The sequence below is a fragment of the Paracoccus litorisediminis genome, from assembly GCF_009711205.1.
GTDB lineage: Bacteria > Pseudomonadota > Alphaproteobacteria > Rhodobacterales > Rhodobacteraceae > Paracoccus > Paracoccus litorisediminis.
In genome coordinates this window covers 1-15521 of record NZ_WMIG01000033.1, presented here as the reverse complement: position 1 = coordinate 15521, position 15521 = coordinate 1, and the positions used below count along the sequence as shown (strand labels likewise).

The 15521-nt window shown below is 58.5% G+C and carries 10 protein-coding genes, 1 tRNA gene and 1 pseudogene; 7 read left to right on the top strand and 5 right to left on the bottom strand.

All coding sequences use genetic code 11. The features are described 5' to 3' along the window. Positions 1-14 precede the first annotated feature (14 nt). Entirely contained in the window at positions 15-1376 is a 1362-nt protein-coding gene (tpa, locus tag GL300_RS24625) for a hypotaurine--pyruvate aminotransferase Tpa (RefSeq protein WP_155042325.1), read from the bottom strand. Positions 1377-2121: 745 nt separating this feature from the next. Here tpa and GL300_RS24620 point away from each other — a divergent pair. The 6 genes and pseudogenes from GL300_RS24620 to GL300_RS24595 all read left to right on the top strand — a co-directional run bounded on the left by GL300_RS24620 (position 2122) and on the right by GL300_RS24595 (position 11860). Next, positions 2122-2671: pseudogene (locus GL300_RS24620) on the top strand (recombinase family protein). Positions 2672-2828: 157 nt separating this feature from the next. Next, on the top strand, positions 2829-4118 hold the full coding sequence (locus GL300_RS24615) for a hypothetical protein (RefSeq protein WP_155042324.1): 1290 nt from the start codon (positions 2829-2831) through the stop codon (positions 4116-4118). 560 nt (positions 4119-4678) lie between these two features. Next, complete coding sequence (locus GL300_RS24610; RefSeq protein WP_155042323.1) at positions 4679-6052, top strand: DNA cytosine methyltransferase; 1374 nt, start codon at positions 4679-4681, stop codon at positions 6050-6052. Then, positions 6049-7983 carry a DUF262 domain-containing protein gene (locus GL300_RS24605; protein WP_155042322.1) on the top strand — a complete coding sequence of 645 codons (1935 nt, stop codon included), beginning with the start codon at positions 6049-6051 and terminating at the stop codon, positions 7981-7983. The genes GL300_RS24610 and GL300_RS24605 overlap by 4 nt, the downstream gene beginning before the upstream one ends. Before the next feature lie 233 nt (positions 7984-8216). Further along, a complete protein-coding gene (locus GL300_RS24600) occupies positions 8217-10802 on the top strand; it encodes a Z1 domain-containing protein (RefSeq protein WP_211595391.1) in 2586 nt (861 codons plus the stop codon). After that, complete coding sequence (locus tag GL300_RS24595; protein ID WP_155042320.1) at positions 10799-11860, top strand: PD-(D/E)XK motif protein; 1062 nt, start codon at positions 10799-10801, stop codon at positions 11858-11860. Before GL300_RS24600 ends, GL300_RS24595 begins: the two co-directional genes overlap by 4 nt. Positions 11861-12056: 196 nt before the next feature. Here GL300_RS24595 and GL300_RS24590 read toward each other — a convergent pair whose 3' ends face one another. The 4 genes from GL300_RS24590 to GL300_RS24575 all read right to left on the bottom strand — a co-directional run bounded on the left by GL300_RS24590 (position 12057) and on the right by GL300_RS24575 (position 15005). After that, positions 12057-12434, bottom strand: a complete 378-nt coding sequence (locus GL300_RS24590) for a transposase (protein WP_155042319.1) — start codon at positions 12432-12434, stop codon at positions 12057-12059. Positions 12435-12687: 253 nt separating this feature from the next. Next, entirely contained in the window at positions 12688-14064 is a 1377-nt protein-coding gene (locus GL300_RS27365) for a tyrosine-type recombinase/integrase (protein WP_155042318.1), read from the bottom strand. Positions 14065-14146: 82 nt separating this feature from the next. Next, positions 14147-14236, bottom strand: a tRNA-Ser gene (locus GL300_RS24580). Between the two features lie 292 nt (positions 14237-14528). Then, the gene (locus tag GL300_RS24575; protein WP_155042317.1) at positions 14529-15005 is read right to left on the bottom strand and encodes an integrase core domain-containing protein; all 477 of its coding nucleotides are present in this window, start codon (positions 15003-15005) and stop codon (positions 14529-14531) included. 24 nt (positions 15006-15029) lie between these two features. On the opposite strand from GL300_RS24575, the gene GL300_RS27570 reads away from it, so the two are divergent. Beyond that, entirely contained in the window at positions 15030-15278 is a 249-nt protein-coding gene (locus GL300_RS27570) for a glycosyltransferase (RefSeq protein ID WP_394208509.1), read from the top strand. Positions 15279-15521: the final 243 nt, after the last annotated feature.

The following is a 15521-nucleotide window of genomic DNA, read 5'->3' as shown; positions in this document are numbered from 1 at the left end:
GCCGCCATCCTGCCTTATCCGAAGACGCGTGTCAGCGCCCCGTCGATGGCATTCGTCAGCGTGTCGATGTCATCGGCGGTCGAGATCAGCGCCGGCGACAGGCACAGCGTGTTGTTGAAGCCGGGGATCGAGCGGTTGGTCGCCCCGATGATCACACCCTGCGCCAGACAGTCGGCAACGACGGCCTGCACCTTCTTCTCATCCGCGGGCTCCTTGGTCGCGCGATCGGCAACCAGTTCCGCGCCGCAGAACAGGCCCTTGCCGCGCACGTCGCCGATGACCTTGTGCTTCTCGGCCAGCGCATTCAGGTTGGCCAGCGTGCGTTCACCCATCGCGGTGGTGTTCGCCAGCAGGCCCTCATCCTCGATGATGCGCATGTTTTCCAGCGCTGCCGCCGGACCCGAGGTGCAGCCGCCAAAGGTCGAGATGTCGCGGAAGAAGCTCATCCCGTCCTCGGGCGCGTCCTTGAACATGTCGAAGACGCGCTCGGTGGTGACGGTGCAGGAAATCGCCGCATAGCCCGAGGCGACGCCCTTGGCCATGGTCACGAAATCCGGCTCGATGCCGTAATGCTGATAGCCGAACCAGGTGCCGGTGCGGCCGACGCCGCAGACGACTTCGTCGATATGCAGCAGGATGTCGTATTTGCGGCAGATTTCCTGGACGCGTTGCCAGTAGCCGACCGGGGGCGTGATGACGCCGCCACCTGCGGTCACCGGTTCCAGAACGATGGCGCCGATGGTGTCGGGACCTTCGCGCAGGATGACTTCCTCGATCGCATCGGCGGCGCGCTCACCGTAGTTTTCGACGTCCCATTGCTTGCGGTACTCAAGGCAGTGCGGCACGCGGATGAAGCCTTCGGGGAAGGGGCCATAGGCCGTTGCGCGCTGGTCCTGACCCGAGGTTGCCAGAGTGGCGATCGTGGTGCCGTGATAGTCGCGGTCGCGATACAGGATCTTCCATTTCTTGCCGCCGTAATGACGCGCCGAGATCTGGCGCACCATCTTGTAGACCTTCTCGTTCGCTTCCGAGCCCGAGTTGGAATAATAGACCCGGCTCATGCCCGGCATCTTGGTGATCAGCTTTTCAGCAAAAAGCGCGCCCGGCACGGTCCCGGCGGCGCCCGCGTAATAGTTCAGCTTGATCAGCTGGTCGCGCACGGCATTGGCGATGCTTTCGCGGCCATAGCCGACGTTGACGGTCCAGACCCCGCCCGAGACGCCGTCCAGGAACTCGCGTCCCGTGGCATCCCACAGCCGCATTCCCTTGCCTTCGACGAAGACGCGCGGATCGATGGTTTCGTATTGCTTGTGCTGGCTCAGATGGTGCCAGACATGGGCCTTGTCCGCTGCGATGACCGGGCTGAGGTCGTTCATTTTTTGCCTCTGTCGAAAGGGAGGGGAGGAATCTTGACCTGCCGAGACTACGCGGGCAAAGCGGGTCGCCATAGATCCAGTTTGGTCCCGTATGCAGAGCCAGATTTTGCGGGGTTTTGCCAGAAAGCGAAACGCGACCAAGTGCCGCCGTCGCCTCACTTGTTGCGGGACTCATGAATATAAAGGCGCGCGCAATTCATCAGCCCAACGCGGCGCAACTCGCGATAACTGCGTCGATACGCGCTTGCTGCTGAGCAATCAGAAGAAGGTGGCGGAGAAGAAGTGACTCGGGACGATGCTGATTATCAATAAAATAACGCAAAACCAATGTGTTGCAAGGAGTGAAATTGATGTTTCGTGCCCCGTTGTGCGATTTTGTGTAACCTTCCGGTCGGGGCTGGTGTAAGCTATTGTCGTGATGAGGAAATGGGTGGCGAGCGTTGACTGAAACTGGCCGAAGCCCATCAAACAGCAATAACAACAGCAACTATAACCCTGTTTTTTGAAGTCGCTTTCGTTGACCCACCCCCGCCCTTTGGGACCCCTATTCGTTTTCGGACGGGGGCTATCCAAACCTAGTTCAGCGGGATTTCTTGCTTCCGAGACTCTCACCTCACCTGCCAGTAGGTCCTGCCCTTGAGGCACTGCCGAATTTAGGCCCTTTATGGTGACAATGGAGTGGGTTTGGGCTTTTGGTAGCCCATCGCTCCGCACCTCTTAAACCCTATTGGCAGGAGCAACGGAAATGACCGCAATCGTCGGCTATGCCCGCACGAGTACTTTGGAGCAGGTGGCAGGCTATGAAGCCCAACTGAGGGAGTTGACCCAGGCAGGATGCACCAAGCTCTTCCAGGAGCAGGTGAGTTCGGTGGGCAAACGTCAACAGCTTGAGGCCTGCTTGGACTATCTCAGAAGGCGACACGCTGATCGTCACCAAGCTTGACCGTTTAGCGCGCAACGTCGGCCACCTGGGGCAGATCGTAGCCAAGCTCAAGGAGAAGGGCGTTAGGCTCCGCATCTTGGATCTTGGCCTGGATACCAGCACCCCGACGGGAGAACTGATCCTGAACATGCTGGGGGCTGTGGCTCAATTTGAACGGCAGATGATGTTGGAACGACAACGGGAAGGCATCGCCAAGGCCAAGTCGGATGGCAAGTATAAGGGCAGAGCGCCAACGGCCATGAGACAGGCTCAGAAAGTCAAGGAACTGGCCGCTGAGGACCTTCGCCGCTCTGAGATAGCCCAGCACCTAGGGCTGTCGGAAAGGTCGGTCTACAGGGCTCTCAGGGGCTGATAGACGACACCCCTTTCATAAGACATTTCGGGGCGCTAGTTTCGGGTGGATCTTTGGTCCTCCCAAGTAGCGCCCTGATTCAACACCGATAAAACTTACCATGTTTGATTCCCACCTGACCGCCTAAGCTGCCAAACATCACCTGGATGCGGCTCGGATGGCAACCTTGCAGCATGTGGCGATCAGCGAAGAGGCCGCTGCTCTGCGAGGCGCATTGCTGCCGGAACTCAGAGAGGCCAGGGGACGGCCTGATGGGGCAAGAAGCCGCAAGCCCCAGGCCAAGGAACTCATGGCCCAGGAGCAGACCCTAGACGCCATCCTGGCCGATCTGATCATGGCCTTCGCCAATACCGAGGCGTTGGGCTATTGCTACCGCAGTTCCAACCGGGAGGCTTTCACGGCAGGGCAAACCAAGGCCACCTCTCGGATCTATGATTGGCAGCTGAAGGCGATGGTTGATCTGGGCCTCGCAGACATCCGGAAAGGTCGGGCTTGGATCGAAGCATGGGATGATGGTGTTGTCGCGTTGAATCCCAAGGCCAGCAGGATCAGAGCGACGCCAAGACTCCTAGAGCTTGCTCTGAGTCATGGGATTACTGCTCAGAATATTTACAGCCACTACGCCAAAGATCGGGGTGAATTGGCTTCTCCGGTCGTGCTGAAGCCGGAGAAGCAATCCGGAGCGAAGGCGAAGCCGCTTCCTCTGCCCAAGAGCAATAGGGTTAGCGAACTCGTTGATGAGGTGGAACGGATCAACGCCATCTATGCGCGCCACACCTTCAGCGGCATTCCGTTCCCTGAGGTCCGCAGGATCTTCAACCTAGCAGACACTAAGACCTTCAACTTCAATAAAGGAGGTCGGCTTCATGGCGATTTCCAAAGCGTCAAGCGAGAGGAACGCAAGCAGATCCTGATAGATGGCCTTCCTGTCGTTGAGTTGGACATCAAGGCATCCCAACTGACCATCCTTCACCACATCACGGACACAAGATTGCCGGAAGGGGATTTGTATCAGGTGGAGGGGTTGCCCCGCCCAGTGGTCAAAGCCGCGGTGACAGCAATGATCGGACAGGGAAAGACGGAGCTTGTAAGGTGTCCCAAGGCGGCTAGGGAAAGCCTGATCTCTGAGTTGGGCCTTGGGGGCCTCCAGAACGCAATCATCAGCAAACGATACCCCATCAAAACCATTGCCAAACAGATCGCCGACAAGCTTCCCGCTCTGAGGCGATTGGTCCCTGGGGCCTTGGACTGGGCAGATCTCCAATTCACCGAAAGCCAGGTCCTGATCCAAGCCATCCTCACCCTCGGAGAGCGCCACAACATACCAACTCTGCCCTTGCACGATGGCATTGTGATCGCTGCAAAGGATATGGAAGTTGATCTTATCTGTTTGGCAGAGGCCTTTGTCCAGGTAGTGGGAGGCCCAGCCATCATCGAAACCAAGTAACCTACACTCTCAACAGGGAACCTTTGGTTATACCCTCTTGGATTATGGTGGTGATGGGGGTGGGACCATAAGTACACCTAGGGATAGGCTAGGTTACTCTCTGAGCATAACCATGAACGCTAATGTCATGGCGGAGTGTTGATCGCTGTCTTGGATCAATCCAAAAGAACGGAAGTTGGGACGGCATCGATGGACAAGCTTGGGAATCGGAGTGACGGCAATGTGGACGAAGCTGCCTTTTGCGCGTGCAGCACACCTTTTTAAGACGTCTCGGCAGAGCGAGTGCCCGTCCGGCGGAAAGCCGTCTGAAGGCGGTGCGGCGTGGCAGCCGCAGCGAAATTGAGAAAGCAGACACTCATGCGCAGCGCAGCGTTCACTCCGCCCCGCGGCCGGCGACGGGCGGAAGACCAGCCCAAATTTCTGTCCTCATCCCTAGGGGTCAACTCCGCGTGGAAATCAACAAACCATTGGACATACAGCAAGAAGTGGCGCAAAAAGAATGTTTGAACAAATCATGAGAAATCTCGCCTGATCAGGCAGAGACGAACTGGGCTGAAATAATGGGAACTAGTAAAGAGGCCTTCCGGTTCGTCGACCTTTTCGCTGGGCTGGGTGGCTTCCACGTCGCCCTCGATGAGTTGGACGGGCGTGGTGTGTTCGCTGCAGAGAGGGAGCCCAAACTGAAGGCCCTCTATAAGGTCAACTTCGGTATCGACGCTTGGGGTGACCTTAATGAGTTGAGCGGCGACGAAATCATAGCCCTCAACGTGCCCGATCACCACGTCCTTACCGCGGGTTTCCCGTGCCAACCGTTCTCTAAAGCAGGAGACCAACTGGGCTTTGAGGACACAGATCAGGGCAATCTCTTCTTCAAGGTGCACGACGTTTTGCGCGTCAAGCGGCCACAACACTTCATCTTGGAGAATGTGCCCAATATCCTCAAGCACGACGGCGGCCGCACCAGGATCACGATCATTCGCTTGTTGGAGGAGCTTGGCTACTCCGTCAAAGTAGAGCACTTCTCGCCCCACGATTTCGGCATTCCACAGGTGCGAGACCGCGCCTACTTCGTTGGATCTCTCCAGGGTCTCGATCATTTTGAGTGGCCAGCGAAGCATAAAGATCCAACCGAAATCCAATGGGTACTGCGCCACGAAGGGCAGTCCACACGCGCGATCCCGGAGCAGACGCTGCGAGCCATTGACATGTGGGGCGACTTCCTGCGCCGCTCGCCGGCTTCGCTGAAGCTGCCTTCCTTCCCGATCTGGGCGATGGAATTTGGGGCAACCTATCCCTACCTGGACGAGACTCCAGCAGGGGTTTGGGTTCGCAGACCTGTGCGGGGTCTTCGCCGGATGGGTTTCAAGGGCAGCTTCGGCCAGTCCCTCGACTGCTCGTTCGACGAACAACTTACGAGGATACCTAGCCACGCTAACCGCCTTGGCGACTTGAATTTCCCACAGTGGAAGCGGACTTTTATCAGGCAAAACCGCGAGTTCTACCAAGCCAACCGTCACTGGATCGATCCTTGGATCGCAAGATGGAGCCCACAAAGCTTCCCATCTAGCTTCCAGAAGATGGAGTGGAACGCGCAAGGTGAGGACCGTGACATCGACAACTTCGTGCTACAGGTGCGTGCGTCAGGACTGCGGGTCAAGCGTCCCACTACCTCCCCAAGTCTCATCGCCTTCACGCAGACCCAAGTGCCCATTCTCGGTGCTAATTTGGCCGGCGAACGTCGTTACATGACACCAGCCGAGTGCGCTGAACTTCAGTGCCTTGGAGGTATACAGTTACCCGCGTCCGACATCGACGCGTATAAAGCCTTGGGGAACGCAGTGAACGCTCGCGTAGTCAAAGCAATCGCCGAACGGTTGTTGCACGGGCTCATCCGGCCCACCTCTGACCTTGAACCGTTGAGAGTTACTGGATGACTGATCACATCGAACACGAAGACGACTTCGACGAGGAAGACCCGCGGGTCCTGTTGCTGGAGAGCATCGCCGACGGGTTGGCAAATCTCTCCGAGGCTTCCGACACGCCCAACGGCGTTCCCCCAGTATCGTCAATGTTCAGCAGCGGTGACGTCGACTTCGCCTCCGACTCATGGATGAACAAACTGGCTGAAATTCAAGGCTGGCTGAGCTTCAGCGAGGACCTCCCGCTCACGGGCGGTGAACCATTCCTTCAGGCACTCATCGCTGAACTCAAGCTTGAACCCACCGACCTCCTTCCTCCCGGAGACACCTACCCGCCGCTGAGCCTTCGCACGCTAGAGCGTCTACAAGAGCGCGTCGAGGCAGCCGTCCGGCTCCAGAGAAATTTTCTTGAAGAACTTGAGACCAAGGGCACCAGCCGTGCAACGGCCACCCATTCGTGGGCTGACGCTTGGGCAGAATCCGACGCGAGTGAGGAGGCGGTGAGTCCGGAGCCGGTCACGGCAAGGGCCGACGTATGGCCGATATACCAACTCACAAATAAGGTGCCCAACCTAACGCCGTCCTATCAGCGAGGTGATGTATGGGCCAACGGCGACCGACAGTCCCTGATGGAGTCCATTCTCCGTGGCGTCCCTTTGCCCTCCATAATTCTGCTGCGAACCGGACCTACCACACCGTATGAGGTCGTCGACGGCAAGCAGAGACTCACGACCATCCTCCGATTTGTGGGAAAGCACCCCGTCGCTACGCAGAAGGTTGCGGAGGTCACCGCTCGGCACAGAGATAAAAAGTTCAACGATCAAGGGCGTCTCGATGATCACGGTGGCAAGAATTTAACGGATCTGTTCCACCACGATTACCCGGCCTTCCGCCGTGCGTGGAAAGCGCTGGAAGGTTACGCACTCAATGCCACACATGAGAACGAATACTACTTCCCATTTAAGCTGCGCACGACCGGAGAAGGCGGGCTGGTTGGCTCCTACCTAGAGCCTCTCCGCGGGAAGTACTACACGCAGATTAAGGACCTGGTGATCAAGGTCGCTGCTGAGGAAGTCACCATCAAGGGGTTGTTCGAGGAAGTCGTAGAGTACCGCATTCCCGTCATCGAATACACTAAGGCCAGTCAAGCCCAGATCCATGAGGTCTTTCGCCTCTACAACAAGCAGGGCGTACACCTCAATGCTGAAGAGATCCGTAACGCGGTTTACCACGAGGTCGAACTTACCCGCGCGACTCTTGCCGCCGCCGGCGACGCCGACCCGAACACTGATGTCGCCAAAATCGCCGAATCGTTGGCCGGCATCCCCAATCTTGACCGCCTCAGTGAGGCGCTGAAAAGCTACGGTTTTGGCGACACGCGCTACAAGCGCACTAAAGTTCTAGCTTGGGTCATCTCAGTCCTGGTGCATGATACCGCTGGGAAGGACTTGGCATCGACTAGCCGTAACATCGACCAGTTGCTGATCGCGATTCAGAAGAACAGATCGCACCGGCTGGCCAATTCATCGACGTTGAACAAACTGTTCTCGCTGCTGCTACAAGCTGTCGAACTCCATTCATCGCACGATGAGTTGTGGTCCGATCAATTCAAAGATGGCGGCAAGGGTGCAAAGTGGCAGGAACTCCAACTCGTAGGTTCCCTCGTGGGCATTGCCATGGCCTTAGCGACCTCGTCAAACGACATCGAGGACCGCATCGAGGCTAATGGTGATGCTATCCGAACCGCGAGCGAGGAATCTGCGGACTGGGTACGCCCCGAAAAGACGCAAACCAAAACCCAGTGGGCCTACATCGCTAGGATCAGCAAAAGTCTCCTCGAACTATTGGGCATCGACCCTGATCAAGCGGCTGAGGCAGTACGTCTGCAGTTCGGGACCTCTGGGTACGCATCGTTGCAGCGGATGCTCATCGAACCGAAGAGTTGAGAGCGGTGCCGAGACATTCCCCACTCGTCGAGCACGTCTACTTCAATCCACCCGCTCCCCAGGAGGCGGACTCGTGGTGGGCTAGGTACAAGACTCAGCTCGCCGGCTTGACCGACACAGCGCGTGCCTCAGTTGAGGCAGACTCCCGCTATATTCTCCAGCGCGGAATCTTGGCAGCCGACACCGCAAAACCCGAAGAGTGGCCATCCCGCCGATCACGCACGGGACTCGTCATGGGCTCGGTCCAGTCTGGCAAGACCGCTTCTATGCTGGGTGTCTCAGCCTTGGCCATCGATAACGGCCTCGACATCATTGTCGTACTCGCCGGGACCCGTCTCTCCTTGTGGCGCCAGACCTATGAGAGGCTGGTGCAGCAGTTGGACTCGGGCGAGGAGAACGCACAGAAGATTAAGCGCCGCCTGCTGTGTCCTGCGCCTGGCATCGCTCTGTCAGAACAGACCTACCCACTGGCAACCACCTACCGCTTGCCGCCGGCACAGGTTCGACAACGACTGAGGGAACGCAGGCCTCTAATTATCGTGGCGATGAAGCAGACTGACCATCTGCATGCCTTGGCAGCAAGCCTCCGCGACAACGTTTTTGACGCAGTTGAGGAGCTTGATCGCACCGTCCACATGCTCGTGCTTGACGATGAGGCCGATGATGGCTCTATTCTCGATGCCATCGTTGAGTCCTCGCAGGACCCCATTTACGGCAGACTGAAGCAGATCCCGCGTGCGATCGCCAACCTCTGGGATCCTCCCCAGGGTTCGCCTAACAATCTGTTCTCGACCTACATCGCCTACACGGCGACACCCCAGGCCAACCTCCTTCAGGAGGATCACAACCCCTTGGCGCCACGAGACTTCCTGCTCTCTCTTCGCACGCCACTCGACGTCGGCCATCCAGTAGATACAACCGACCCTGGCAATCTCAATGCCCCTCGCTCATCGACCTACCCCGAGGCGGCTGGGATCCGTTCTTACTACACCGGCGGTGAGGTATTCTACCGCCGCGCGGACGCAGCAAAACTGTGCGTGCCCACCACCAACTCCGTGCAGCAAGACCTCGCCGACGCCGTCCGAGCTTTCTTGGTGGCGGGCGCCATCCGCCTACACCGGTCTGGCAGGCTCGGCCCAGCGTCCGCACTCGCAAAGCAGTTCGACACCAAGGAAGAAGCCCTTGCCAACGCGGCTTCGCCGCACTCGATGCTATATCACCCTTCTGCGGCAATCCAGCACCACTTCCGGGGTGCTGAGGACCTCCTGATCTGGGCGGGAATTCGGGATCGAGCGACGGCGCGAGATATGCTCGATGCGGGAGATGCCAGGTTTCCCCACGCCTTGGTGGATCAACTGCTTGCGGACCCCGCCCCATGGGTGCAATGGCTCGGAAAGTATCGCGCCTCCGCCAGAGTAATCGAGGAGGAGTTCGACGTCCTGCCACCGGCGAGTTTCCCGGACTGGCAGACCGTCGAAAACCTACTAATTCGGGAGGTGATCCCTGGAACTAGGATCGCCGTGGTCAACAGCGACCCTAACGCTGACGATCGCCCTGCCTACGCACCGAGCCACGATGCAGACACCGGTAAATGGAGAGCAGCCCGCGACCTCTGCACGATCTTCGTTTCAGGGAATGTCATGGCCCGGGGACTGACGCTGGAAGGGATGACCACGGCATTGTTTCAGCGTTCATCGACCAACCCGCTGGCCGACACCCAGATGCAGATGCAGCGCTGGTTCGGCTACCGCGGGTCATATATTGAGTTGTGCCGCGTCTTCGCCTCCAGCGACCAACTCTCGCTCTTCCGTGCTTATCACGATGTCGACGAAGCGGTTCGAACTTCCATCACCGAGCGCATGATGCGCGACGCCCCTAAACCGACCGTCTTGCAGGGTTTTAATTTCGAAGCTACCGGCAAGATCGCAGGCGTGGGCAACCTACCACTATCACCAGGGGCACGCCCCTTCGTTACAGTCATCAATGACAGCTGGCAGGCGGATCCCAATGCAGACATCGTGGCTAGACTCTTCATTCGGCCATCCAGCGACCTCACTGTCGCCAGTGTGCTGCGGGGCCGGATCCTAAATGTTCCACTCGAACTAACCGAGGCCGCCGAACTCTTGGGTAGCCTCACTTTCCCAGGTTACCGACCCGGGTGCGAGGGGTTTCACGCGGACTTCTGGAGCGGTATCGAAGCCCGGGCAAACGCAGTTGCCCCACTGGCGGATTCACCTTTCTATCGCCCGCCGGTGAGGCATGGTGAGGGAGACCAGCCGAGGCGAGCCTGTCCCTATGCCATCGCCGCCTACCTTCGACTTTGGTCGGCCTGCCTCACTCGGTCGATCACGGGCCTATTTGTCACCGGCCAGCCCGGCGATCTATGGTCCTACGCCGACCTCAGGCGCAAGAACGCTGAGCGACCACGGTTCTGGATCGGCATTCGTTACGGAGATGGTGCCCTCGTATCCAAAGGTCCGCTGGCACTGCTCCCATTTAACATACGCGCCACCACAAAGAGGGTGGCGGGAGGCGAACTCAAGACCACTTGGGGTGCGAGTGACCCCAACGCCGGACCGAGCCAGTATCGCGGCGACGTCTACTTCGACTACTACCACCGTTACGCTGACGTGCCGTCGAGCAACAACACGGGGTGGCGACCCAGCGGCTCCGACGGTCAAATCCTCTTCTACGTCAATCAACATTCGGACGACGAGCACCCCACGGTCGCAGTTGGAGTCTGTCTCCCCGCGGGAGGTCCGGAGCAGTTTTCAGCCACCCGTGCTGGGGCGACGATCGTTAAGAAGGAACTCCCATGACCAGCTACGAAGCAGTTCTAAACCAGATCAACTTCGTTCCAGCGGGCACAATTGGAGATGACCGAGCTATTACTTGGTTGACTGATGCGAAGGTGGTCGGGATCGCTCGGAATAGTCGCGGTCACTTGGAACTGTTCCTTGCAGGTGACGAGTTAAGGCCCCGGACAGGCGCAGTGAAGACTGCGATGCGCTACCACTCCTGGCACCGTGACACCCTGCCTCCGCTGAACGCAAATCGCATTTGCTTGCCCGCGCTAGGGCATTTCGACCAGGTCGGTGCATTTATTGCCGCTGAATTGCTGCGCGAGAAGGCTGATGCTAATTTGGAGCGCGCCTTTGCCGTCACCGAGCCGCTGATCGAACTCGCCATTAAGCGCATGGAGATCTCCGAGAACGCGATCCTCGGGCTCGTTGGGGAACTGCTCCTACTCGATGCTCTCTGCCGCCGCGCGTCCGATCCCCAGGTCGGACCAATCGTTCAGGCTTGGGATGGTTGGCGCCGCTCGGCAAGGGACTTCACATGGGAAGGCACGGGCGTAGAGATAAAAACCACTACTCGCACCACCTCAAGTCACGCCATCCATGGCGTCCACCAAATCGAGCCTGCCCCTGCCAGTGATGACGCCACAGGGGAAGCGCGCCTGCTCCTCGTAAGCATCGGTCTGTGCCAAGCAGACCTCAATGCGCCTGCTTTGTCGATCCCTTCCTTGGTAGAGAGCATTCTTGAGCGACTCAACGCCACCGGGGCTAGCGGCTTGGTCGACGAGTTCCTCACGCGCGTGTCTGTGTACGGCACGGAGTCGGGCATCGGATACGAGCATGCCACGATGGTCAACGAGGCACCGTTCGCGACTACATTTAGCGTGACCTTCGTCCGTGGGTACGACATGACGGACCCGGCCGTCGAGGTCCTTCGGCGCGATGACGTCATCACCCATCAGCATGTGGAGGCCCAGTCGGTCACCTTCCGCGTGGAACTTCCCGCGACGATCAGCTTGGACAACCCCATCGTAGGTGCCCGACGCGTTGCGGAGGCGATCCTGAGCCTGCAAAGTTAGGGACTGTTAATTTCTGCGCGAAACTGACCCCGGGGGATCGCTGAATAACTTGAGCAAGCCAGCGATGCGGTGCCCTAGAAAGGCAGCAACGTCCCGCATCGCTACCATCTTGGCCTGGTCTTTGCCGTGGCGCCTATCCGTCTTATCTTTGGTTGCGCTGCATCTGCCGTCAAGAAATTGCTAGCAACTGTATCTGTCAGGTTGGATGGGCCGCCCATTTCTGACGGCTTTTGCACAACGCATTCGCGATGGTGACCAGCTTTCTGGCGACGGCGGTGATGATGACCTTGTGCGGTTTCCCCGCCTTGCGAAGGCGATCTGCGAAGGATCTCAGGCTGGGGTTGTGATGTGCCGCAACCAAGGCCGCCTGGAACATCACATGCCGGAGGGCACGGCGACCACCGGCGATCGCCCTTTTCCTGCGAAGGGTCCCGCTGTCATGCGCGACCGGGGCCAACCTGGTGAGTGCGGCCGCTTCTTCACCTGTGATGGTGCCGATCTCGGGCATTTCGGCGGTCAGCATTGTGCTGGCAACCGGGCCGATCCCCGGGATAGAACGAAGGACGGTGGCCATCTCCGACAGGTGATCATCCCTCGGGGCGGTTCAATGGTCTTGTTCGCACTGGCCTGTTCGTCGATGCGCTTGATCTGCCGGTCCCGTTGTTAAGATGGCGAGCGTATAGCTGCGTCGACACTCGAGCGACAGCTTCCGGGATTGCTGCCTTGCAGCATTCCTGGGGACCGACCGGCGGCTATGGGCCGGAGTGTTCCACTGCACCTGCAAAGCTCGGGCCATGCCGCCGCCTGTTCGAACGTCGCTGACGGGCTCAACGGTCCCCGGAAGCCGCAATGACAATCCTGCCTAGGTGCTGCTGAAGCACCTCTAAGCTGTGTCCCTTGCCATATCCATCCCCAACGCTCTGCCTAGCCCAGCCGCCAATCGCATCAGCCACGTCAATGGGGGCTCCTGTATCTCTCAGGCGGTCCCTGACGGCATGACGGAAGCTGTGCAAGGTCTGGCCCTCGCCGACTAACCCCTGCTCCTTGAGCCACTTGTTGAGAGCCGCTGAGGCAGATGCTGCGTTGACTGGGTCGGATGGTCGTTTCGGAGCGAAGACCGGAAACAGCAAATCTCCGTCAGTGCTGATGGCTTGTTGAGCCGCCCATAGGGCCTCACCGACAAGGGGAACCTTTCGGGTTGATGCAATGGTCTTCAGCCGTCTGCCCTCATGGGCTTTGATGATGATGTGTGGGACGGGGGCATCCAACATGACATCGCATTTGCGAAGCCCAATCACCTCAGCAAGCCGTGCTCCGCTGTCCGAGAGCATCGCAATCGCCCAACGTCTCTGGTCATTCACCTCGCGGCATTTGGCTTGGATCGCGATGAGTTCGCTGCTGCTGAACGATTCGCGAGGCTTTCTTTGTCCCTCATCCTTGTTGGGGATGACGACGCCCAGGAAGGGGTTGGTGATAGGTAGCTCAAGCTCTCGAATAGCAGTGGTGATGACGGGGCTGATCTGTTTCAGATAGCGTTCTACCGTGGCGGGGCCATTGCCATTGAGTCCCTTGCCCTGGCTGATCACCTTCTTAACGAATTGGTTGGCGTGCTCTCGCCTCAACTGATCAAGCGGGATGTCCCCAGTGATTCCCATGAGGATGCCCCAGGCGCGCTCGTACTGCTGGATCTGCTTGGGTTCCTTTGAGAGCTTGCCGAGTTCGATATGCTTATCCCTGGCATCGCTGAGGGTCCGAGGAACCTTTCCTGACATCAGAATGTCGAGGGTCAGCTTGTCCTGTGGCCTGGGCTCAGGGCGTTCTTCAAACTGATCATAGCGCCCCATTATCTCGTCAATGAACTCAGTGACCGGCGGAAGGTCGCCGTGAAGCGTGCCATCGCCGGGGCTTAGCCCAGCAGCTTCTAGCTGGGCCAAGGAGACCTTGGGGCTCGCATTGCCCTCCCTGTAGGCCTTCCAGGTCGCATCCAGCCTCAGTGTGTGGCTATTGGCTCTTTTGCTGGCTTCTGTCTTGTCGGTGGTTTTCAGCGAGAAGAAGAGTTGGGTCTGCTTCTTTCGCGACACCGGATCTCGGTGAAGATCCTGGCAATCATCAGGAATGCGGCGACGGTAGTACCACGTATTTGCTTTGAGCTGGATGTGCCGACACATGACACAGATAGACCCGGTTTGGAAAAGGAGTTGCACGTGTGTGTAACCTCATGTGTAACCTGAGGTAACTCCACTGTGCTTCTATCTATCTGATATTTATTGATAAATCAGAGGATAGTGGCGGAGACGAAGGGATTCGAACCCTCGAGACCCTTTCGGGCCTGCACCCTTAGCAGGGGTGTGCCTTCGACCACTCGGCCACGTCTCCGCCGCCCCGTATATGGACCCTGCGAAAGGGAGACAAGGGATTTTTATTCAGCCAGGCCCGCCTGACAGGAATGCATAGGTTTTAGTGCTCCGATGTGGCCGGAGTTCGGCATCTCATATGCGTATCGCTTGGCCGCGGCGTGCAAATGACGCTGCATTTCAAGGCATCTCTTCGTGAGCACGAACGCCGGATAGCGACGAACCCCGCGCGGGATGGGGCGTCGGAAGGATCCGCGCGGGGGTATCCGTGCATAGCTCGCCACGTTGTTTGTTGCGTGACGCTTCTAGGCCCGTCACCTTGGATCACATCGAAAGGTTGCGGCGATGCTGCCCAAACGGTGTTCATGAGTGCAGTCGATCTGGTTTGATCCATTCCTCGACACGGCTACCCTCATCTCACGCACGGGACGGGCGATTGCAGTGGTCGACAGTAGAGCGAAACCTGCCGGTGTCTGGTGGCTGGGTGAGGAATGGGGCCGCGTGGCGTTGTATTCGGCGACACGGGTGGCGATCAGGTCGCGGGCATTGACGAGGTTGCGCAACAGGGTCTTGTTGAGAAATTCGTTCAGCCTTCTACCGTCGAAGCTCTCGACGAAGCTATTCTGCTTCGACTTACCCGGCGCAATGTAATGCAATTCGATGTTGTGCTCGGCGCAGCGCTTCGGGATCGGTTCCAGGCTTGAAGCCGATGGGCAGATTCCGCAGATCGACGTGATCGGAGAGGGGGGCTGCATTCTGCGCTTGCGGCATTTGCTGAAAATGCACGCCATCCTCGGGTCAGGTTGCTGCAACCTATGCCCTATGGGGCCGAATTCCTGACGCTGCTGCGGGACTATCACGCGATGATTGTAGCAACGACGGGCGACGAACAGTCGCGCGTCATTTATGATGCCAATTCCCGGGCGGTTCCAGTCATCGCAACCGATACCCCGGGCAACCGCGATGTCGTGTTTCGGGGCCAGGCCGGTTGTCTGCTGAACGGGAGTACAGCCCAAATCTGGCTGAAACCCTGGCTGGGATGGCAGGCTCTGCGAACCGGCTAGGGGGCTTCGCGGGACTGGACCATGCGCGGGGCTATGCGCATGAGATGATGTCCCGGGGCTGCGCACGGGCCCTGCATGCGCTTTTTTCCGAAACGACCGCGGCCCGACCCGATGCCTCCTGTTCGTGATGGACGCGGGTTTTTTGTCGGTCTAGGGTTGTCATCAAAATCCGGACTGCGGGCTGTTCGCGTTCGGGATAACAGGCAGAGACAGGCGTGCAGTCACAGCGAAGCGAGGCGACCG

Bases quoted from the DNA above. Each gene is read 5' to 3' on its own strand.
- tpa (WP_155042325.1), bottom strand. From the start codon at position 1,376: ATGAACGACCTCAGCCCGGTCATCGCAGCGGACAAGGCCCATGTCTGG.
- GL300_RS24615 (WP_155042324.1), top strand. From the start codon at position 2,829: ATGGCAACCTTGCAGCATGTGGCGATCAGCGAAGAGGCCGCTGCTCTG.
- GL300_RS24610 (WP_155042323.1), top strand. From the start codon at position 4,679: ATGGGAACTAGTAAAGAGGCCTTCCGGTTCGTCGACCTTTTCGCTGGG.
- GL300_RS24605 (WP_155042322.1), top strand. From the start codon at position 6,049: ATGACTGATCACATCGAACACGAAGACGACTTCGACGAGGAAGACCCG.
- GL300_RS24600 (WP_211595391.1), top strand. From the start codon at position 8,217: ATGGGCTCGGTCCAGTCTGGCAAGACCGCTTCTATGCTGGGTGTCTCA.
- GL300_RS24595 (WP_155042320.1), top strand. From the start codon at position 10,799: ATGACCAGCTACGAAGCAGTTCTAAACCAGATCAACTTCGTTCCAGCG.
- GL300_RS24590 (WP_155042319.1), bottom strand. From the start codon at position 12,434: ATGGCCACCGTCCTTCGTTCTATCCCGGGGATCGGCCCGGTTGCCAGC.
- GL300_RS24575 (WP_155042317.1), bottom strand. From the start codon at position 15,005: ATGGCGTGCATTTTCAGCAAATGCCGCAAGCGCAGAATGCAGCCCCCC.
- GL300_RS27570 (WP_394208509.1), top strand. From the start codon at position 15,030: ATGCCCTATGGGGCCGAATTCCTGACGCTGCTGCGGGACTATCACGCG.